The 21,656-nt window shown below is 34.9% G+C and carries 18 protein-coding genes; all 18 read right to left on the minus strand.

Going from position 1 to position 21,656, the window contains the following annotated elements; genetic code table 11:
• Positions 1 to 2: 2 nt before the first annotated feature.
• Entirely contained in the window at positions 3 to 794 is a 792-nt protein-coding gene (gene minD / locus BM183_RS02560; RefSeq protein ID WP_091684209.1) for a septum site-determining protein MinD, read from the minus strand.
• Positions 795 to 821: 27 nt separating this feature from the next.
• Positions 822 to 1,487 carry a septum site-determining protein MinC gene (minC, locus tag BM183_RS02565; protein ID WP_091684210.1) on the minus strand — a complete coding sequence of 222 codons (666 nt, stop codon included), beginning with the start codon at positions 1,485 to 1,487 and terminating at the stop codon, positions 822 to 824.
• Positions 1,488 to 1,564: 77 nt separating this feature from the next.
• Entirely contained in the window at positions 1,565 to 4,423 is a 2,859-nt protein-coding gene (locus BM183_RS02570) for a penicillin-binding transpeptidase domain-containing protein (protein ID WP_170847868.1), read from the minus strand.
• Between the two features lie 5 nt (positions 4,424 to 4,428).
• A complete protein-coding gene (gene mreD / locus BM183_RS02575; RefSeq protein ID WP_170847869.1) occupies positions 4,429 to 4,935 on the minus strand; it encodes a rod shape-determining protein MreD in 507 nt (168 codons plus the stop codon).
• A gap of 20 nt (positions 4,936 to 4,955) precedes the next feature.
• Positions 4,956 to 5,804, minus strand: a complete 849-nt coding sequence (mreC, locus tag BM183_RS02580; protein ID WP_091684213.1) for a rod shape-determining protein MreC — start codon at positions 5,802 to 5,804, stop codon at positions 4,956 to 4,958.
• Positions 5,805 to 5,928: 124 nt separating this feature from the next.
• Entirely contained in the window at positions 5,929 to 6,951 is a 1,023-nt protein-coding gene (gene mreB / locus BM183_RS02585) for a rod shape-determining protein (RefSeq protein WP_091684214.1), read from the minus strand.
• 126 nt (positions 6,952 to 7,077) lie between these two features.
• Positions 7,078 to 7,776, minus strand: coding sequence for a RadC family protein (radC, locus tag BM183_RS02590; RefSeq protein ID WP_091684215.1), 699 nt, complete (start codon positions 7,774 to 7,776; stop codon positions 7,078 to 7,080).
• Positions 7,777 to 7,824: 48 nt separating this feature from the next.
• Entirely contained in the window at positions 7,825 to 8,100 is a 276-nt protein-coding gene (locus BM183_RS02595) for a DUF4321 domain-containing protein (RefSeq protein ID WP_091684216.1), read from the minus strand.
• 91 nt (positions 8,101 to 8,191) lie between these two features.
• On the minus strand, positions 8,192 to 9,478 hold the full coding sequence (locus BM183_RS02600) for a methionine gamma-lyase family protein (RefSeq protein ID WP_091684217.1): 1,287 nt from the start codon (positions 9,476 to 9,478) through the stop codon (positions 8,192 to 8,194).
• A gap of 198 nt (positions 9,479 to 9,676) precedes the next feature.
• A complete protein-coding gene (gene miaA, locus BM183_RS02605) occupies positions 9,677 to 10,633 on the minus strand; it encodes a tRNA (adenosine(37)-N6)-dimethylallyltransferase MiaA (RefSeq protein WP_091684218.1) in 957 nt (318 codons plus the stop codon).
• An 86-nt stretch (positions 10,634 to 10,719) separates the two neighbouring features.
• Positions 10,720 to 12,801 (minus strand): DNA mismatch repair endonuclease MutL, encoded by a 2,082-nt coding sequence (gene mutL, locus BM183_RS02610; RefSeq protein ID WP_091684219.1) that lies wholly within the window; start codon positions 12,799 to 12,801, stop codon positions 10,720 to 10,722.
• 143 nt (positions 12,802 to 12,944) lie between these two features.
• Positions 12,945 to 15,653 (minus strand): DNA mismatch repair protein MutS, encoded by a 2,709-nt coding sequence (gene mutS / locus BM183_RS02615; protein WP_091684220.1) that lies wholly within the window; start codon positions 15,651 to 15,653, stop codon positions 12,945 to 12,947.
• 64 nt (positions 15,654 to 15,717) lie between these two features.
• Positions 15,718 to 16,191 carry a ribonuclease HI gene (gene rnhA, locus BM183_RS02620; RefSeq protein ID WP_091684221.1) on the minus strand — a complete coding sequence of 158 codons (474 nt, stop codon included), beginning with the start codon at positions 16,189 to 16,191 and terminating at the stop codon, positions 15,718 to 15,720.
• 278 nt (positions 16,192 to 16,469) lie between these two features.
• The gene (locus BM183_RS02625) at positions 16,470 to 17,006 is read right to left on the minus strand and encodes a hypothetical protein (protein ID WP_139221469.1); all 537 of its coding nucleotides are present in this window, start codon (positions 17,004 to 17,006) and stop codon (positions 16,470 to 16,472) included.
• The gene (locus BM183_RS02630) at positions 16,991 to 17,593 is read right to left on the minus strand and encodes a J domain-containing protein (RefSeq protein WP_091684223.1); all 603 of its coding nucleotides are present in this window, start codon (positions 17,591 to 17,593) and stop codon (positions 16,991 to 16,993) included. The genes BM183_RS02625 and BM183_RS02630 overlap by 16 nt, the downstream gene beginning before the upstream one ends.
• Before the next feature lie 30 nt (positions 17,594 to 17,623).
• Positions 17,624 to 18,460, minus strand: coding sequence for a DUF5685 family protein (locus BM183_RS02635; protein WP_091684224.1), 837 nt, complete (start codon positions 18,458 to 18,460; stop codon positions 17,624 to 17,626).
• Between the two features lie 52 nt (positions 18,461 to 18,512).
• Positions 18,513 to 20,186, minus strand: a complete 1,674-nt coding sequence (locus tag BM183_RS02640; RefSeq protein ID WP_091684225.1) for a MutS-related protein — start codon at positions 20,184 to 20,186, stop codon at positions 18,513 to 18,515.
• 375 nt (positions 20,187 to 20,561) lie between these two features.
• Positions 20,562 to 21,596: a C40 family peptidase gene (locus tag BM183_RS02645; RefSeq protein WP_091684226.1), complete on the minus strand. Its 1,035-nt coding sequence runs from the start codon at positions 21,594 to 21,596 to the stop codon at positions 20,562 to 20,564.
• Between the last annotated feature and the right edge of the window lie 60 nt (positions 21,597 to 21,656).

Consider the following 21,656-nt stretch of genomic DNA (forward strand, 5'->3'; position numbering starts at 1 on the left):
AATTAGTTTTTCTTTAGTAAACCAGCAAGTTTTGCAAACAAACTTTGCTTGCCGCTTAAATCCAAATACGGAACTTCCTCTCCTATGATTCTTCTGCATATATTCATATATGCTTGTCCTGCTAAAGTGTCAGATCCAACTAAAGGTTCACCTTGGTTAGTAGATATGACGATATTCTCGTCATCAGGTACAACTCCAATTAAATCCACTGCCAAAATTTCTACAACATCATCACTTGACATCATATCACCACGTTTTACCATATCATTTCTAAGTCTATTCACAATTAAATGGGTTTGTTTCATTTCGTTTGCTTCTAATAGACCTATAATTCTGTCAGCATCACGTACAGAGGATACTTCTGGAGTTGAAACAACTAATGCTCTGTCAGCACCTGCAATTGCATTTTTGAATCCTTGTTCGATTCCGGCTGGACAGTCCATTAATATGTAATCAAATTCTTCTCTTAATTCATCTGCTAATTTTTTCATCTGCTCTGGTGTTACTGAAGTTTTATCTCTGGTTTGTGCAGATGGTAATAAGTATAGATTCGGATATCTCTTATCTTTGATTAATGCTTGTTTGATTCTGCAATTTCCTTCAATCACATCTACCAGATTATATACAATACGATTTTCAAGTCCCATAACAACATCTAAATTTCTAAGGCCTATATCTGTATCGATTAAAACGACTTTCTTATCTAATTTTGCTAATCCTGTACCAATATTAGCAGTTGATGTTGTTTTTCCTACTCCACCCTTACCGGATGTTACTACAATTACTTCTCCCATTCTATTTCTTCCTCCAAACACTTATTATTATAAATTAATATCATTTAAAACTTCTTTATTTAGTGTTTCAATGTATATATTACCATCTTCAAAGAATGCAATTTTTGCTTCTTTTTTTGCCTCTTTAATGGGTTTATCCGGCGATCTGGCAATAGTATCAGCTATTCGGATCTGTACAGGATTCATATCCAGTGCTACAACAAAGGAATTGGAATTACCGGTTGCACCTGCAAATACAGTCCCTTTTAAGGAACCTAGTACAATGATATTTCCTTTGGAAACAATTCTTGCACCTGGATTTACATCGCCTATGACGATGATGCTTGTTTCTGATTCTAGAACTTGACCAGATCTTAAATTGCCCTTATAGAACTGACCTGTAGTATTGGAAAGCTCCATAAGTTTTTCATCTAAAGCTTTCTTAAATACTTCCTCTTTTTGTGGATCATTTTCAACTACACAAACCACATGAAGTTCTGTTTCTTCGGCAATAATATCAAGTATTGTCCGTTGTTCCTCATTGGATAAGGCCCTGCCTTCAAAACTGATTGCCATTTGCGCTTTACTGAAAAACTTTGAAGAATCTCGAAATTTCTCAGCAATTTTTTCTTTCAGTTCATCAAATTTCATGAAGGCATCCAAGACAACAACAATACCGTACTTATTACCTTTAATAATAACTGGATTATTCATTATTACCTCCTGGATAACAATTTAAACTCACAAGGAAGCCTAATGAATAAGAGACTTCCTTGTTTTAGCAGGATTTATTAATCGGCAAATCCTCTGGATTCCGTTTCCGGTAATTCTGCAAAGCCGTTTACTAACTTATCTTTATCTTCCAAATCAAAATAATAACTATAAACATCCCGGGTAAGTTCCACTGCATTAGAAGAACCATGACCATTGGGAATTACGGTTGTTACCGATATTTCCGGCGCAGTATAAGGAGCATAGGAAACAAATAAAGCATGGTTGGGTTTTGATTTACTTTCCTGAGCTGTTCCCGTTTTTCCGGCAACGGTTACTCCAAAATCTTTAAACATTTTACTGGTAGAACTTCTTGCACCGTTTCCAACCTTATACATTCCCTCATGTATTAAATCCCAGGTAGAATCTTTAATAGTAGTTAATTCTGTATATTTTGCTTTATTATCCAGTAAAACATTATTATCTTTATCTTGAATTCTATCCAACAACGTTAAATCAAAGCGTTTTCCGCTGTTTGCAACGGTAGTCACATATCGGGCAATCTGTACGGGAGTATAATTATGGGTACCTTGTCCGATTGCGGAAGGAACGGAATACTTGTCAGAAATATGAGGATCATATTCTTCCACTTCAATACCGGATTTTTCTCCAAATCCAAAAAGTTCTGCATATTTTGCAAGTTTTTCAAGACCAATTTGATCATTATTCTTACCAGTACTGTCCATACCTAAACGCCATGAACCTTCATAGAAAAAGTAGTTACAAGAGACCTCCAATGCGGTAGTAACATCTACTTTCCCATGGCTATGTGTTGTCCAGTCCCTGGGAGACGGAACTATTTTATCAAAAATGGTTTTATCTAAAATGGTCTCAGATGGACCTACTGCTCCTTCTTCCAGTAAAGCTGCTGCAGATACCATCTTAAAAGTAGAACCCGGTGCAGTCCTTTGTTTGGTTGCACGATGGTTTTGAGGGCCTGTAAGGTCATTATTCAGCTTATTAAAATAAGCTGCATCTACTTTATTGGCAAACATGTTATTATCATAACTTGGATAAGAAACCATTGCAAGTACTTCACCGGTTTTTACATCCGTAACCACAACAGAAGCACTGCAGGGGTCTAAAGCCAGTTGTGCAGGGGTAATCTCTAATGTCCTTATTTTATCTGTAATAAAGGAATAAGCCGAAATTACACCATTTTCTAAATTAGATTTTTCTTCCTTATTGTATTTTATCACACCTTGGTCAAATAATAAAAGACAAATTTCAGTTCCTGATAATTTATACGAATATACCAAGGATTTATATAGTATTTTATCAAACTTACTGTCATTTTTTAGTGTATCGATCAGGACTTCCAATAACTTTTCGTAAATTTCTTCTGTATTATAATACTGATCACTGATATTTAACTTGGTTAAATCAATATTATTGCTTGCAATTGCATGTTGAAGAAATTGACTAAAACTGAATTTATTATCCTCAAAATTACTATAATTGTAGGAGACAGATTCATTGGTTCCGTTAGCAGAGGTGCTGCTGCCCCCAGATGTGCTTAGGATAATCTTTCCCTTCACTAATAATTCTGAATATATATATGAAATATAATCTTTTTCCTCTTCTGTCAGACTGTTATATAATGAAGTATTACCATAATCAAGTAAAGATTTGATTTCATGTAAGGCATCTTTTTGTTTTGTTGTAAACTTATTATATACCTGTTTTTCTAAATCAGTGGCATCCTTTTCTTTTAAAGCGTTTACATCGATTACATTATTATTGATTAAATTATAGTAAACATCATAAATTGGTATGCGGATATCAGAAGCAGACGTACCTTTAGTCCCTGCATTCATACTATTATTAATTTTAGATAATAAAATACCTGCAAGGTTCTTCTCTATTATATGGTAAATTGCTTTTTGCAAATCACTGTCTATAGTTAAATAAATATCGTCTCCTGCAATAGGAGCAAGGCGGTCAATAGTCTCCAGATATTTATTTGAGTTATTTACGGAAATGTTCTCTAAGCCTTTGGTACCGGCAAGGTAGGATTCAAATTCCTTTTCAATACCGGATTTTCCGATAAAATCGGAACTGTTGTAATTAAGTTCTTTGTATTTTTCCAGTTCTTCTGCATTTACTAAGCCGGTATAACCCAGTATATGGGCAAAATATACACTATCATTATACTTACGGTAGGTCTGCTCTTTGATCTCAACTCCCGGAAGACTTTTGCTGTTCTCCACTATGGCAGCCACTGTTTTATCACTAACATTGGAAGCGATAATTATCTGATTATATTTTGGATAATTAGTGTAGATGGCATAACGCAGGGTCATAATTTTTAACGCTTCTTCTAAGGAATACTCATCTGAAATAGCAAACATATATTTACCATGTCTCATATGTTCAAATACTTCTTGAACAGTGGCATTCTTTTCTTCCTCTTCCAGCTTATCTACCGAACGGCGTCCATATACATTTTTCTTAAAACGCAATTCTGCATTGCCTTCCACATTAAAATATAATTCACCATTTTCATCAATGGATATGCCAAATTCGCTTTCTATTTCATTCCCATGTTTTTCTAAGATAGTAATCAACTTATGAAGCATGGTATTTCTATCAGCATTGGTACTAAGTTCTGTACTTTCCTCCAGTACAACTGCAAAGGTAAGCTCATTATAGGCTAATAGAACACCATTTTTGTCATATATGTTTCCTCTTGCACTTTTAAGCTCCCTTGTTTTAACTCTTTTCAAAGAGACATCTTTTGAATGTTCTTTTCCCTGTACGATTTGAAGTACAAATAGCCTGTTTATTAAAGTACCGAATAATATAATGAATATAAGGGCTATGGGAACTAATCTGGAGGTAACAATTTGTTTTAATTTCTCTAAAATAATATCTAACAATAAACTCAAACCTCCTCTTGTTCAGCTTTTTCCATATGTTTATTAATAATATAGAACAATTTAAGTAAGAAAATTGATGCTAATAAGGTATATACGATTTCAGGCAAACCAATTCTTGTAAAATAAAAGAAAATATTTAATTTACCTCTTAACAAAAAATTAAAAACATAGTATAAAAAGAAATAAAAAAAATCGCTGATACCCACTAATATCATAGGAATGATTTGGTCGTCTTTGTCAAATACTATATTGGCAAAGCCGTTAGCATATCCAATTGCCATATACATAAAAGCATATAAACCAATTAAATTGCCAAAGCACAAATCAACTAAAAGCCCGCAAAAAAATCCAACTGTAAGACCTGATTTTCTGCCTCTTAAAAATCCATTGGATACGGTTAGAATTAGTAATAAATTCGGAACAACATTAGCAAGAGCTATCCATTGGAATATTGTGGTTTGTAACAAAAAACATAATAAAATTTCAATGGTAATAATTATAAATCGTTTCACGAATATCCTCCCGGGCTAACTTATTCCAGTTTTTCTTTTACTTCTGTAATAATTAAAACCTCTTCTAAGTGTTCAAAGTCAACAGCCGGTGTTAAATCTGCTGTTTTAGACAGATTATTGGAATCCACGGTTATATTACTTATGTAACCGATTAATATTCCTTGCAGATATTTATCACTGATATTTGAGGTTACCACTTCGTACCCATCCTGTATATCAGCTTCTTTTTTAATCATTTCTACACCAATGACGCCTTTTTCTAATTTTTCCAAGTCGCCTCTAACTACACAGGTATCAGAAGTTTTTAAAAACATGCCATATACACTGCTGGAATCGTCAATAACAGATCTTATAGTCGCATAGTTTTTTCCAACACTTTCAACAATCCCAACTAAACCATTACCTGCAATTACGTTCATATCTACTGTAATTCCATCGTCAGAACCTTTGTCGATTTGAAAAGTACTAAAACCATTGTTTGGATCTGCAGCAATAACTCTTGCAGCTACTTTGGGGTAATCGGCATATTTTTTATCCAGCTTATATAAATCTCGAAACCTGTCTAACTCATATTTATCCTGAAGAAGAATTTTATTTTCATAAGATAGAACATTCAGTTCTTCTTTCAAGCGGGTATTTTCATCTAATAATTTATTAAAACTAGCTATTTTTTCAAATTGATTAAACAAACCGTGCCCTACGGTATTAATCCCCTTTTGCATAGGACTAATGACATCTCCAACTACTGTTTTAATTGGAGATAACTCGTCGCCAAATTGATAAGAAAGAAACATTAAAGCAAAACAAAGGATGGCGACAGCTATGAACACATGTTTCGGATTCAGATTTAACTTAGTCCGTCGTCTCATAATAACCTCAATTCTGGCGTTTTAGCGCCTTTGGATAATGAAAGTAATTTGTGTGCCAGTACAAATTACCGGTTGAAAAAACACTGTTTTTTCAACCTAACCTCCTTTCTATATATCCTGAATTTTAACTAAAATTAGCCTGTTTTAGCGTCAGGGCCAAGGAGGATAGCTTAGGATCTTCTATAATTCGTCCCAAACCGCTTACTACAGTATTGGATGCATTTTCACAAACATTTATATTTAAATCTGTTTCTTTTGCAATTAATTCTTTTAAACCAAGTATAGCTGCTGAACCACCGGTTACATAGATTCCTGAATCAATAATATCGGAGGAGATTTCCGGCGGAGTTCTCTCCAGAATGATTTTAACCGAATCTACGATAGTATGGAAATGTTCCAATATGGATTCGTAAGCCATGGTAGAACTAACATCTACCTCGGTAGGCAGTCCTGTTACCAGATTACGGCCATATACTTTTATGCTTTTTTCTTCCTTGGGAAGTGCAGAAGCTAATTCAATTTTGATATATTCTGCCGTTTTATCTCCAATTACTAAATTATAAGTTTTTTTAACAAAGGACTTAATGGATTCATCAAATCGATTACCACCAACCGGCACCAACTTACTAATAACTATGCCGCCAAGTGACATAATGGAGATTTCTGTGGTATCAGCGCCGATATCTACAACCATAACACCTCTGGCGTTGGTAACATCTAAACCAGCACCAATAGCATCTGCAATTGGTTTTTCTACCATACGTATATTTTTGGGTTTCGCATTAGAGCTTGCTACTAAGTCAAAAAATGCCCGTTTTTCTACTTCTGTAATGTCAGTTGGAGTTGCCAAGATAAACTCCGCTGAAGAAAAACGGCTGCTCTTTGCATTAATTTTCTTCAATAAATAATTTAATAAATCAAGCATATTCACTAAATCTGCAATTACACCATTCCTAACCGGATAGGTCACTTCGATATTTGTAGGTGCTTTCCCATACATTTCAGAAGCTTCATTACCTACTGCAATTATCTTTTTCTTATTGGCTACTGCAATAACATTTTTTTCGTCAAGTATAATACCTTCATTTTTATGGTATATCTTAATGGTGCTTGTTCCAAAATCAATTCCATACATTTTTCCTGCCATACAAGCTGTCTCCTTCCAAATTAATAACACATCATTGGAACAGAATCATTTGTGATGCTCACCATATAATTCATTAATTCCAAAATACTTACAAAAAGGGCAACGGTGCTTCCACCGTCCGGGAAATTATAAATAGCCCTCTTCATTAAGACTTATATATTTATTATCTCCAATAATTATATGATCCATAAGCTTAATTCCTATTAAATTTCCAACTTCTTTTAGTCTTTTTGTAGTATGTATATCTTCTTTACTAGGTGTGGGGTCTCCACTTGGATGATTATGTAAGATAATAATGCTTACCGCTTCGTATTTTAAAGCATGAAGGAAAATTTCTCTTGGGGACAATAGTGAACTATTGACTGTTCCAGAAGAAATAATCATATCTTTTAAAATCTTACTTTTTGAATCCAACATAATAAGAAGAACTTTTTCCTGGGTTAAGTGACGCATGTCCTGCATATAGTAATTAGCAACAGAGGAAGGATTGGTTAAACGAATAGCATCTGCATTAGTGGCTTTTGCCATTCGCTTTGTCAATTCAGTCATACACAATAATTGTATTGCTTTTACTCTTCCGATTCCTTTGATAGATATCAAATCATTCATATTCATATGATTAAGTCCAAGTAATCCAGGGTAAACCTTAGAGTAATTTAAAACTCTGGTTGCAACATCTACTACCCGTTCATTCTTAGAGCCGGAACGTATAATTACTGCAAGAAGTTCTGCATCAGATAAAACACTGGGACCATATTTTTCACATTTATCATATGGTCTTTCAGATAATGGTAATTCTTTTACGGTATAAAACTTTTTATTCATGATTCCTCCTGATCTTCTCTCTCCAAGAAAATAGCAGGATGTCTATTATTAAAGTTTACGGTAAATAATGATTCCCAAGACTAATCCAATTATTCCAGCAATGGTAAATTTAATTCTAATTCCAAAGTTGATTACCATAACACCTAAATTCAGGCTTACGGTACTATGGTCATTTCCATTGCCAATACCAAACTCCTGGCCATAATTAAGCCATGATAAATAAGGTACATCTTTTGCTAAATAACCGATAAATCCTCCTAAAACAACACCTGCTAATATAATTAGCAGCAATGCCCATGAATTTTTACCGACAACTCTAGACATAAAAGTTTCCTCCAATTATACCATTTCTAGTGTCCATTCTAACACAAATCCATATGTTTGTATACTAAAATTCCTTAAAAATCCCTTACCTTTATAACTGTATTAAGTTTTCCTCATAAAGTTTTTCAACTGACATCAGAATACCAAGTTTCCCATGATACCAGGTTAACCCCCCCTGGAAATACACGGCATAAGGCGGCTCAATTGGGGCATCTGCACTTAACTCTATTGAAGATCCCTGAACGAAAGCACCGGCTGCCATAATAACGTCAGAGTGATATCCCGGCATAGGCCATGGTTCGGGAACAACATAACTGTCCACAGGAGCTGCAGCTTGAATTCCTTTACAAAATGCTATTACCCCCTCAGGACTTCCAAGAGTGATTGCCTGAATAATATCGTAACGGGGTTCTGATCCATTGGGAATGGCGGTAAATCCTAACTTTTCGTAAATATTTGCTGCGTAGATTGCTGCCTTTAAAGCTCCTGATACAACCTGGGGAGCCATAAAGAAGCCCTGATATAATAAACTATTAATTCCTAGTGTAGCTCCTACTTCTTTTCCAAGTCCCGGAGCCGTCAGGCGGAAAGCCGCATTATCCACATATTCTTCTTTTCCTACTATATATCCGCCGATTGGTGCTAAACCGCCACCGGGGTTTTTAATTAAAGATCCTACACATAAATCAGCGCCAACATCCGTTGGCTCTATTGTCTCCACAAATTCACCGTAACAATTATCTACCATACAGATTACATCAGGTTTTATATTTTTTATATAGGAAATTAGTTCACCGATTCGTTTTACAGATAAGGTTGGTCTGGTTGCATAACCTTTTGAACGTTGAATGGTAACTAATTTTGTTCTATCATTAAGGGCGTTTTTAATTCCTTCATAATCAAAATCACCATTTGGTAAAAGATCAACTTGAGCATATGTGACACCATATTCTGCCAAAGACCCTCTGGATTCACGAATTCCAATAACTCCCTCTAAAGTGTCATATGGTTTTCCTACCGGAGACAATATTTCATCTCCCGGGCGGAGGTTACCGGATAAAGCAGTACTTAATGCATGGGTTCCGCTTATAAGCTGTGGTCTTACAAGGGCAGATTCTGCATGAAACACGGAAGCATATACACTTTCTAAAGTATCACGGCCTATATCATTATAACCATAGCCGGTGGTTGCTGCAAAATGGATATCACTTACTTTGTTATCCTGCATGGCTTTTAAAACTTTTAGCTGATTATATTCAGCAATTCTGTCGATTTCATCAAAGCGTTCCTTTAAATTTTGCTCAATTCGTTCACAGAAGTTTAGTATTTTGTTATCAATATGGAGATCATTATATATTTGATTTAATTGAGAATTCATTGGTTTTCCTTTCCTGAATAAATATTACGTCAAATTATTGAGATAAATTATTTTAATAAACCGCCCCGTCATTTTGTATACGTTATGTCATGTCATTGGTAACGCAGTGAAAAATCCCTGTAGTAACTTGTATTTTTCACTGCGTTTATATGGCATTCTATAAAATTATCCCTTAATATTAAAAACATTTGCAGGACGTTATATTAGATTGTTTAATTTTATTTCTTTTATCATAGCTTCTAATACTTTGTCATCATTATCGTTATACTGGTCTTTATTTACCCAGATCACATCTTTTTCACGTTTGAACCAGGTCAATTGACGTTTGGCAAAATGTCTGGTATCCCGTTTCAAAATATAGACTGCCTCTTGGAAAGTACATTTACCCTCCAGATATTCTATGATTTCTTTGTAACCCAGGCCCTGCATGGAAACCATATCTTTTGTACATCCCATGTCCAATAAATGTTTTACCTCTTCTAGCAGTCCTTGCTCTATCATTACATCAACCCGCTTATTGATTCTCTCATATAGAACCTCTCTCTTGTTATTTAATACAAAATAACAAAAATTATATGGAGATTCTTTTTGTCTTTGTTCCGCATTGTGTTCTGAAATCTTATTTCCTGTCTGTTTATAGTATTCCAAGGCACGAATCACACGCTTTATGTTATTGGGATGAATGGAACATGCAGCCGCTGGATCTGCTTCCTGTAACATAGAGTGAATATAAAGAGCTCCTTTTTCCTGAGCCAAATCCTCTAATTCTTTTCTGTAGGAAATTCCGTGGGAAGTATCTTCTTCATTTTCCTCAAAATCAATACCATATAGAACCGCCTGTATATAGAAACCGGTACCTCCTGCGATGATTGGAACCTTATTATTTGCATAAATTTCTGCCATGTATTTTTCTGCATATTCTTTGAACTTTACAACATTAAAGTCTTCTTGGGGAGCAAATTCATCAATGAGGTAATGTTTAATACCACTCATTTCTGAGGGCATTATTTTTGCAGTTCCGATATTCATATGCTTATAGACCTGCATGGAGTCAGCAGAAATAATCTCTCCATTGACAGCCTTGGCAAGTTTAATGGATAAATCGGTTTTCCCTACAGCCGTTGGTCCTGTTAATATAATTAATGGTTTCTTCATAAAATACTTCCTTTATTGCTTTTTCTGATTTTATAATTAATTTCACATGCATTTGAGGGCATGTAATTAAATCCTTGTAGCCTAATTTATACAATTCTCTTAAATTTCTTTTCTAATTCATATTTACTCATAGAGATTATAGTTGGTCTGCCATGAGGGCAATGATAAGGATTTTCTAGCGTTAATAGCTGATCAATCAAAGAAGAAGCCTCTTGGGGGGAAATTCTATGATTTCCCTTTACGGCTGCTTTACAGGAAAGGGAAGCTATTTTTTCCAGTATGATTTCAGGAGTTTCATTATGCACTTCATCAACCAATTCATCAATCATTTCAATTAGAATTTCTTTTTGAGCCAAGCCAAATAAATCGCCGGGTACAGCACGTACTGCATATTCTTTGCCGCCAAACTCTTCTATTTCAAAACCAATACGTTTTAATTCTTCGCCGTATTTTTTAATTACCTCTTCTTCTCTCATACTTAATGAAAGAATCACAGGTGGCTCCAGCATCTGGGCATTATATTGCTTCTCATGAAGTCCTTTCATTGTTTTTTCATATAGTACTTTTTCATGAGCTGCATGCTGATCAATTAAGTACATTTTGTCTCCGAATTCAACTATCCAGTAAGTAGAGAATACCTGTCCCACGATTCGGTGACTTTCTTTGGCCTTCTCTGATATAAAGGATAACTGTTCCGGTTTGTTTATCATTACAGAAGGATCGTTAAAAAAGAACTCCTTTTTATCTGCATTTGAAGCAGCACTGTCTCTACTTAAAGAAGTATCTTCCATATTCAAAGTATTATACTGGGAAGATTCTTTAATCACAGGAGATGCAGTTTTAACAACTTCTTGAAATTTTCCGATTTCCGTATCTTTTATTAACTCTTTTGTTTCTGCAGAAACAGGAGTTTTATTTTGATTCAGATAATCATCTGCTGCATCCATATATTTGTTATATGTAAATGGATTTGAACCGCTCTTATTGGCGGTACCGTTGTTATGCTGTAAGTTTCTTGAAATTGGAAAAGTACTATGTTGAATTGAACTTGCCACTTTTTCATTCTTCTCTTCTGATTCCTCCAGCCTTCGATTAACTTCAAATGGTTCTGGAATTTTCTCAGTAATAACAGTTTTCTCTTTGTTTTTATCCTCTTCTAATCTAACAGAAGGTATTAACTCTTTTCCCTCTAAAGCGCTTTTTACAGCATGGTAAACCAACTGATAAACTTCTTCTCCATTCTTAAAACGGATTTCTAATTTGGCAGGGTGTACATTTACATCAATTAATTCACTTGGAATATGCAAATGAAGGCAGGTAAAAGGATAACGGTGAGTCATGGAAAATGGACGAAAAGCTTCTTCAATTGCTTTGCTGATTAAACCGCTCTTAATATATCTTCCGTTTATAAAATAATTTTCATAATTACGGTTTCCACGGGAAACAATAGGTTTTGCAATAAAACCATTTATATTCAGCCCGTTTGCATCATCTTCAACAGTTACCAAATGAGATGCTATATCCCTTCCATAAACATGATATATAATATCTTTTAAATTATTATTGCCTGAGGTATGAAGCTTAATTTGGTTATTATTAATGAATTTAAAAGCAACGTTAGGATGAGATACCGATAACCGTTCCATCAGGTCACTAATATATCCCGCTTCCGTAACCGGAGATTTTAAGAATTTTCTTCTCGCCGGTGTATTATAGAAAAGGTTTCTTACGATAAAGGTTGTACCCCCGGGACAGCCAATATGCTCTATGCTTTTTTCTTCTCCTCCTGCAATTTGGTATCTTATACCGGAGAAAGCTTCCGCTGTTTTGGTAACCAGTTCTACTTGGGCTATGGCAGCAATACTGGACAAGGCTTCACCACGAAAGCCTAAACTGGATACACTTAATAAGTCCTCCGCTGTTCTTATTTTGCTGGTGGAATGCCTTAAAAAAACCAACGGCATATCCTCTTCATCTATACCGGAACCGTTGTCCGTAATCCGAATAAAGCTGATACCCCCCTCTTTGATTTCTACCGTAATGGCATTGGCACCTGCATCTATAGAATTCTCCACTAATTCTTTTACCACTGCTGCCGGACGTTCAATTACTTCACCAGCAGCTATTTGATTAATCGTACTCTCGTCTAAAACAGTTATTTTCGTCATATGTTCACCTCTATTCTTTCTAAATTTATGGTGAAATACTTAGGTTAAAGTATAAATATTTCATTTTAAGTAATCTCTGCCTGACTAAAGTAAAATCTGAAAACTTAAAAAAGAGCTTCTTCGCCGATGAACTAGAATAATATTTATTTTACCTTTTGCTGTAATTCATATATTTTATTCATTGCATCCATAGGGGTCATGGAGTTCAGATTGATTGTTTTTAATTCCTTTATAATATCTTCATATGGGTTTAAAACATCATTAAAATCAAAGAATGACATTTGATTTGGTATATCCGTATGTTTTTTCTTTCCTTTGTGATTGAAACCAGTTTCAAGCTCTGTTTCCGCAACACTATCCTTATCAGAAGTAACATCCGGTTTGACTTGAATATGGGAATCTGCAATTGCCCTTGCTTTCTCTGTAATGTCATTTTGGCTTAATTCTTCTACAATTTCACTTGCTCTTTTTAATACGTTTTCAGGAACGCCAGCTAATTTGGCTACTTGAATTCCATAGCTTTTGTCAGCACCGCCTTTTACTATTTTACGAAGGAATACAATGTCTTCTCCCTGTTCTTTAACCGCAATGCAATAATTATTTACACTGTCTAATTTACCTTCTAGTTCCGTCAGTTCATGGTAATGGGTGGCAAATAATGTCTTTGCTCCCAATAACTTTGGATTGCTGATATGTTCTACTACGGCCCATGCAATACTTAATCCGTCAAAAGTACTGGTACCTCTTCCGATTTCATCTAAGATAAGCAGGCTGTTTTTCGTTGCATTTCTAAGTATGTTGGCTACTTCCGTCATTTCCACCATAAAGGTACTTTGACCGGAAGCTAAGTCATCCGATGCACCCACACGTGTAAAAATTCGGTCTGCGATACCGATATTGGCATAGGAAGCAGGTACAAAACTTCCCACCTGAGCCATTAACACTATCAACGCAGTTTGTCTCATGTAGGTTGATTTTCCTGCCATGTTGGGGCCGGTAATAATGGAGATTCGCTTCTCCTTATTATCGAGGTAAGTATCATTAGCAACAAACATATCGTTGGATATCATTTTTTCAACAACCGGATGCCGTCCGTCTTTGATGTCAATAACACCTTCTTCATTAATAGCTGGTCTGGTAAAATTATTTCTTTCAGCAACTAAGGCTAAGGATGTAAACACATCCAGTTTTGCAACGGCTTTAGCTGTTTGCTGTATACGGCTTACTTCCGCTGCGATTTTTTCACGGACTTCACAGAATAAATCATATTCCAAAGAGAATAATTTATCCTCGGCACCTAGAATTACATCTTCCAATTCTTTTAATTCAGATGTTGTGTAACGTTCTGCATTGGTTAAGGTTTGCTTTCGGATCCAATTTTCCGGAACCAGGTTTTGATAGGAATTAGTTACTTCCAGGTAATATCCAAAGACTTTATTAAACTTAATTTTAAGATTCTTAATTCCTGTTTTTTCTTTTTCCCTGCTTTCCAATTGGGCAAGCCAGGTTTTCCCCTCTGTTTTTGCTTTACGAAGCTTATCAACTTCTTCATGAAAACCATCTTTGATGATGCCTCCTTCCCTTACAGTAATGGGAGGTTCTTCAACTATAGATGTTTCAATTAAGTGGTAAAGGTCTTCCAATGCATCTAAATTATTATAAATATTTTTTAACAAATCACTGACAGCGGTATTTAATAAAACCTTAATATGAGGAAGCATGGATAAGGAGGACTTAAAGGCAATTAAATCTCTAGGTCCCGCGCTTTTATAACTAATTCGTCCCATCAAACGTTCTAAGTCGTAGATAGGATTTAAATATTCCCGTATTTCTTCCCTTGTAATTACACTATCGTTTAATTCCGCTATGGCATCCAAACGGATATTGATTTCTTTTTTATCAATTAATGGCTGTTCCAAATAATTTCTTAATAATCTGGCACCCATGGCAGTCTTTGTTTTATCCAGTACCCAAAGAAGAGAACCTCTCTTTTGCTTTTCCCTTAAGGTTTCTGTTAATTCCAGATTACGTCTTGTGGAACTGTCTAATAGCATATATTTACTTGTAACATAGGGTGTAATTTTAGTCAAATGAGTTAAGGAATTCTTCTGTGTTTCATATAAATACTGTAATACAGCACCGGAAGCAATAACACCAATGCTATAATCCCCTAAACCAAGACCGTCTAAAGAAGAAATATTAAAATGTTCCTTTAGAGATTTGACACATCCCTCATCATCGAAATACCAGGATTCCAGATTGGATATAGAAATCTGAAGCCGGCTTTTTAGGTCATCTATATCCACACCACTTACTAAAAAGGTATTGTTACATATGATTTCAGAAGGATTAAATTTTGTGATTTCATCCAGTAATTTTCTGTCAGAGTCTACTTCCGTGACATAAAAATCACCTGTGGTTACATCCACCGTACTAATTCCATAGGCATTTGTAGTATGTACGATCCCCATTAGATAATTATTTTTGCTTTCATCCAATGCCTGAGGATTGATATTAGTTCCAGGTGTTACAATTCTTATGACCTCTCTTCGGACAATTCCCTTTGCAGCCTTTGGATCTTCTACCTGTTCGCATATGGCAACATGATAACCACGGCTTATTAATTTGCTTAAATAACCGTCCACCGCATGATAGGGTATCCCGCACATAGGAGCCCTCTCCTCAAGACCGCAGTTTTTCCCTGTTAAAGTTATCTCAAGTTCTTTCGAACAAATTTGTGCATCTTCAAAGAACATTTCATAAAAATCCCCTAAACGGTAAAATAAGATACAATCTTTATATTGGCTTTTTATTTCCATGTATTGCTGCATCATTGGTGTTAATTCTGCCATAGTTAATCGTCCCTTCTAAACGTATGGTATATTATTTATTTATCTTTTCTGTTTTTTGTGTATTCTAAAGGATTACATCATCCATCAGCTCATCTCCATCCGCAGCAGAGGTTGCTAAAACATCACATCGTTCATTCTGAGGATGCCCTGCATGTCCTTTTACCCAGATAAAGTTAACTTTATGAGGCTTCATGGCTTCTAGCAGCCGTTTCCATAAATCTACGTTTTTAACCGGTTCGTTTTTGCCACGTTTCCAGCCTTTTTTAATCCACCCCTCCAACCAGTGCTCGTTAAATGCTTTCACCAGATATTGTGAATCAGAATATAACTCTACTTCACATGGTTTTGTCAATGCTTCCAGGCCTGCTATTGCTGCCATTAATTCCATTCGGTTGTTGGTTGTTTTCTTATATCCCCCTGAAAGCTCCCTTATGTGCTCCTGGCCTTTGGAATCAACAAATACAAGGATTGTCCCAAAGCCACCCGGACCCTCCGGATTTCCTCTCGCTGCACCATCTGTATAAATAGTAACCTTCATAAATTACTCCCTTTTACTAATAATTTTAAAATATAAAGGGCTGTTGCAAAACTGTCATTCCGATCTAAAAGCGTTCTCAGAATGACAGTTTATTGTTTGCGACAGCCTGGTCGTTACATAACTTTTATGTTTATCTTGTTTCCGCAAGTATGTTATTCCTGCTTTTATAGGTATTGGTTTAACGTAAGTATTATAACATAATATTCATAGTTTGAAAAGTAATAATGCTTTGATTCACTTGCATTTTATCCCATCCGGGAGGGCCCTTCCTTCTAATTCTAGTTAAATATATGGAAGCGCCTTCTGAATTTTCCCCAAACATAAGTCTGAAAATAATCGTAGGCTTTATCAAATATAAATAAAGCAATCTGTCCCCCAAGGATAACCAAAGCCCATATTTCCCTTCGTATTGTTCCCTGATAGAACAGATGAGGCATAATAATCACAGATGGCAGATAAATAATATTGAATATACTATATTTAATCACCCATAATATTAGGTTTCTGTTTCTTATTTTACTAAGTTTTTCCCATGCAAATTCATTGATCAGAATATATAATCCCATAGCTGAAAAAGTTATGCAATAGAATTTATTGGATGCCATAAAAAAACTTAAGATGCTGCTTCCTATAAAAAAGCCAAGCCCCAGCCTGATGCCGCACTCCCGTATTGCAATACCTATACAGAATGATGCTCCGGCCAGCAGAAAAATAGTATTAAATTCAAATACTCCACTTAATATAACCAGTACTACGGATATAGCAAGTAAAAGACCTAAGAATGCCATCTTTTTTGCCCCTAGATACATCGGCACAAATCTCCTCCCATACATTCACATAAGGTGTCTGCACACCATAGATCACAGCATAAATTACCGGTTCCAAAAACGGTATCACCGCCATAGCGGGTGTTCTGATATCTTTGTCCTCTAAATTGCAACTGATTTAATAAATTTCTATACTCAGGATTGCCCGGCTCCATGTTAACGGCTGTTTGAGCATGGTTTAATGCTTCATAGTTATTTCCAATATTAGCATTTGCTATGGCACTGTAAAAATACCATCTGGCAGTACGATTGCCGATACCTGATAGAACATTTAAGGCCTCTCTATAATGTCCGGAGTTAATATAGTTGTAAACAGCAGTCATTTCAACTGGTTCATCTGCACTGTTACTGGAATAGGTACTTTGACCTCCTGAATAACCGCCTTCTCTTTCTCTCATTATTTGATCGTATGCTTCCTGAACCTCTTTAAATTTCTCTTCTGCTAAATCAGACAATGGATTATCAACATACGAATCCGGGTGATATTTTCTGCTTAATTCTCTATAAGCCTTTTTAATTTCATCATTAGATGCACTAGGTGAGACACCAAGCACTTTATATGGGTCTATTATCATATCTTCCTCTTTTCTGCGTAATGCATGGTATTATTTCTGAATAACCTCTGATTTTTTCTTTTGGATAGAATTAAACTTCGTCCAAACTCCCTCATATAAGATGTTTCTTAAAATGTCCCCGTCCAATAAGCATGGTAGTTTTTCGAATTCACCGGTACATTCTGCTATCATTATATTAAGTATATTCTTGCATTCTGTCTCATAGGTATCTTTTTGAAAAGCAGATTTTAAGGGGTTGTATCTGCCTTTTTTTATATCTTCTTCCAAGTCTTCATAAGCATCTATAACATAAATATACTTACCCAAAAAGAAACCGAATTTTTTTAATGTAGGTTCCCACATATCCTGTTTGTATACAAACAATTCGGACATTAGTTCACCAAAACAACGGGAAACCAGATCAATATTCTGGTCATTATTTTGTTCACATTCTTTCAGCAGATTTAAACTGTTGCTGATTGCCTGACATTGCCTGGGATATTTATTACAGATCATTTTAAACTTCTTATTCAATAATTTTGTACCAGTAAAGCCTGCAATACTTCTATCATCCTGCCAGTTATCCAGCAGATGATAATAAGAAAGAACAATATTCATGTCGGCTGCATAATCCGTAATTTCATTACAGAGTGTATCATGCTTTTTTACCGGGTGTACAATGCATCTGTGTATCTCATGCTCCGTATTACTTTCGTAAAGGGAAGTTAGTAATATAATAAGAAAAGTCATATCGTATGTCAACGTCATTTGTCCGAAAGAACCATACTTATCTTTTAAGGTTTTGCATAGACCACAATAATAAGCTTTATATTTATAAAAATCTTTCATTTTTAATTCTGGTTTATATATATTTACGTAACCAAACATAGTTCCTCCCGGTAAACAGTCAAGGTGATTAATAACTTTTTTATAGGAAATCTTATTCTATATTATACCAATTTCCTTCTTCTAAAAACTGATTTGCCGCTTTAGTAGCACTTTCAATTATGCTTTCTGAATACCCCATGACACTGAGAAGCTTAATTGCATTTCTAGAGATTGCTCTTCCTGCCTGCAGTTTATAATCAAATAGTACATTATTGTCAACCACTTGTTCCTGGAAATGATAATTGGAATAATGTTTTTCTAAAATATGTGTTAATTCAATATCATGCGTTGCCGCACAACATAAAGCATTTGCCTGGGAAAAACTATATAGAATCCGGGAGGAAGCAGCAACACGTTCTAAAGTATTAGTACCTCTTAATACTTCATCAACAAAACATAATGTTGGAATGTTTGAGTTTAATTTATCCAGGATACGTTTTAGTGATTTTATCTCTACAATATAATAACTTTCTTTGTTTAACAAATTATCCTGTAAAGCCATTGAGGAAGCAACATAAAAATAGCTTGCCTTATAGGATTTACACATGGAGGTAAAGATTGTTTGAGAAAGAATAGCATTTATAGCAAGTGTTTTAATAAATGTTGATTTACCCGAAGCATTGGAACCAGTTATTAATATGCATCGTTCTTCAGATATGGAATTGGCAACAGGTTCATCAATCATAGGATGGAATAACTCTTCTGCCTGTAAAAATGGTTTTCCCCCGGATACAAGTTCCGGTAAAGAATAATAATCCAACATAGTTCGAAAGGATGCAACTGCGATCATACTATCCAGAGTACCAATGGTTACAAACATGTTATTTAAAGTTTTACGATTGTTTTTAAAACAAGTAAGCATGGAGTTAAATTTGATTAAGTCCGTATGGGATAACATACGTACATAATCTAATACAATGTCGAGCATATCACCGTTTGGATTCTTACCAGCTACCACCCTGGCACCTTTTTTAAACTGATCGAATTTCTGGCTGGCTTCTTCCAATTGGGTGATGTATTCTTTTATTTCCGGAACATTTAATTTTGAAAAATCTTTTACACAACCTAATAATCTTATAATATAGGAGCATACATTTAAATAAGCTTCAATCTGGGCTTTTTTGCGATAATATTGAATCATATTGTTGGTAACCATAGCAAAAGTTAAAAAGCCGCCCAAAGGAGGATTAAAGAATATCAAAGCAATGGAACCAAGCAATCCTATAATCATTAAATAATGAGGGATGTTACTTGTTACATCCAGATGGTCTAAACGATTAATATATTCAAAAACCGAGATATCCTTTAATTTTCCCATCCTGCGAAGAGCGATTTGAACTTCTAATCTTTCCTTGGAATTTTTCTGAAAGAATTCTATAAGACGGTTTCTCTCTCTTAACTCTTTTTCGTCATATTTTATTTTTCTTAATACAGAGTACAGATATTCTTCACCAATAGAACTGTTTGTATTATTAATTAACATAAAGATATCATCCATGGAAACGTCATTCCATGTAATATCATCCACATCCTGTGAATCATTTTGAACAGAACGATAATAACTTGCTATAGATACCAAGCTATCAACGGTATATTCTTGTTCAGGTATTTCCCCCCATTGTTGTTTTAATTTTTCAATTAATTTTATTTTACTGTTTTTTGAATCATAGATACTCTTAATGATAAGTCCAACAATAAGTGCACCTGTAATATAAACAAATTCCATATTAATATCCGTACCTTTCTTTGTTTTAAAGTTAAAATATAAGACGTGCTTTTGTAATACTTTCTATGAATACTTTTAATATTGAAATAACTTTGATATTCGGAATGTTTTTCAAATTAAAGATACTCTCAAAGGTCATTATAAATTTTTCCAAAATGTATGTCAATTATAGAATGACATTCTTTATAGTATTCTAATCAATTTAAGAAATTCTAAAGAATTATCAAATTAGAGAAATAGATTCCATAAAATAATAAACTGTCATTCTGAGAGCTGCCGAAGAACCTCATCATATAATGAGATCCTTCGCTTAAAACTCAGCATAGCTGAATTCTAAGCTCAGAATGACAGTTTTGTAACGGTCCCTATATTTTATTAATCATTAATAATTCTAACTGCAGTGATTGGATTTCTATAATACATATTAGAAATCTTTATTCCTGTTCTTGTAGTACTGGCATGAACAATCTGGCCATTGCCAATATACATAGCAACATGATTAATTGAACTGCCATTACCGTAGAATACCAAGTCACCAGGTTTTACACTGGATGGATTAATTCTTGTTCCATTATGAGATAAAGAAGTAGATTGACGTGCAATGGAATATCCAAAGTTCCTATAAATTAAATGTACAAAACCGGAACAGTCAGTTCCATTTGTTAAACTGTTACCGCCCCATACATAACGGTTACCTACAAATTGTTTTGCATAAGCTACAATTTGAGCTCGAATACCGGAAACTCCAGTAACTGTTTCTTCTACAGAAACACCTTTTATAAGTTCATATGTTAAATCAACATACTGTCTAGATACGTAGCCCTTATCCTGGTCTACTCCGATTTTAACCCATTCATCATCGAAATCAAGTACTTCAAATTCCTCACCAATAGGTACACTGGTAATTACTTTTGATAAGAGTCCAGCTTCTGCTCTCACATTAAGAGTTGTGGTATTAACAGTAGCTACAACACCTCCTACTTTCTTTGCTAAAGCTACTGCTTCATTACCTGTGATAAGGTAGGAACTCATTACGTAACCAGTAACTTTTCCTGATTTAATCTTTGCCCAACCGTTGTCATCTGTTTCAAGAATAGTACATCCTGCATTCTTCGGTAATTTACCGATGATTTTTTGGTCTTCTCCAGGTTTTTGTCTTATATTTAAATGATTTTCTACATTAGCAATACCTAAATTGGTATAGTTGTATTGATCGGCAAGTTCAATTTCTTTGTTTTTAACAGCTTCACTTACTTCGCTGTATCTCTCAAGTGGTACAGTAATTCCTGCAACAGCTTTTTCACCAACTACAGTCTCTGCCTTGGCAACTGAGGCATTAAGAGAACATAACACCAATCCGCCCACACAAAAGGTCGAAATTTTTAAGAACTTCGTTAAATTTTGGTTCATGGTAATCCTCCGATAATTTGGTTTAAATTACTTGTAACATAATGGTGGTATTTCAATGCA

The sequence above is a fragment of the Anaerocolumna aminovalerica genome (assembly GCF_900115365.1).
Lineage (GTDB): Bacteria > Bacillota > Clostridia > Lachnospirales > Lachnospiraceae > Anaerocolumna > Anaerocolumna aminovalerica.

Bases quoted from the DNA above. Each gene is read 5' to 3' on its own strand.
- BM183_RS02630 (WP_091684223.1), bottom strand. From the start codon at position 17,593: ATGATAATAGACCCATATAAAGTGCTTGGTGTCTCACCTAGTGCATCT.
- mreB (WP_091684214.1), bottom strand. From the start codon at position 6,951: ATGGCAGGAAAAATGTATGGAATTGATTTTGGAACAAGCACCATTAAG.
- minC (WP_091684210.1), bottom strand. From the start codon at position 1,487: ATGAATAATCCAGTTATTATTAAAGGTAATAAGTACGGTATTGTTGTT.
- mutS (WP_091684220.1), bottom strand. From the start codon at position 15,653: ATGGCAGAATTAACACCAATGATGCAGCAATACATGGAAATAAAAAGC.
- BM183_RS02600 (WP_091684217.1), bottom strand. From the start codon at position 9,478: ATGAATTCTCAATTAAATCAAATATATAATGATCTCCATATTGATAAC.
- miaA (WP_091684218.1), bottom strand. From the start codon at position 10,633: ATGAAGAAACCATTAATTATATTAACAGGACCAACGGCTGTAGGGAAA.
- mutL (WP_091684219.1), bottom strand. From the start codon at position 12,801: ATGACGAAAATAACTGTTTTAGACGAGAGTACGATTAATCAAATAGCT.
- BM183_RS02640 (WP_091684225.1), bottom strand. From the start codon at position 20,186: ATGGAATTTGTTTATATTACAGGTGCACTTATTGTTGGACTTATCATT.
- rnhA (WP_091684221.1), bottom strand. From the start codon at position 16,191: ATGAAGGTTACTATTTATACAGATGGTGCAGCGAGAGGAAATCCGGAG.
- BM183_RS02595 (WP_091684216.1), bottom strand. From the start codon at position 8,100: ATGTCTAGAGTTGTCGGTAAAAATTCATGGGCATTGCTGCTAATTATA.
- BM183_RS02635 (WP_091684224.1), bottom strand. From the start codon at position 18,460: ATGTTTGGTTACGTAAATATATATAAACCAGAATTAAAAATGAAAGAT.
- BM183_RS02645 (WP_091684226.1), bottom strand. From the start codon at position 21,596: ATGAACCAAAATTTAACGAAGTTCTTAAAAATTTCGACCTTTTGTGTG.
- mreC (WP_091684213.1), bottom strand. From the start codon at position 5,804: ATGAGACGACGGACTAAGTTAAATCTGAATCCGAAACATGTGTTCATA.
- radC (WP_091684215.1), bottom strand. From the start codon at position 7,776: ATGAATAAAAAGTTTTATACCGTAAAAGAATTACCATTATCTGAAAGA.
- minD (WP_091684209.1), bottom strand. From the start codon at position 794: ATGGGAGAAGTAATTGTAGTAACATCCGGTAAGGGTGGAGTAGGAAAA.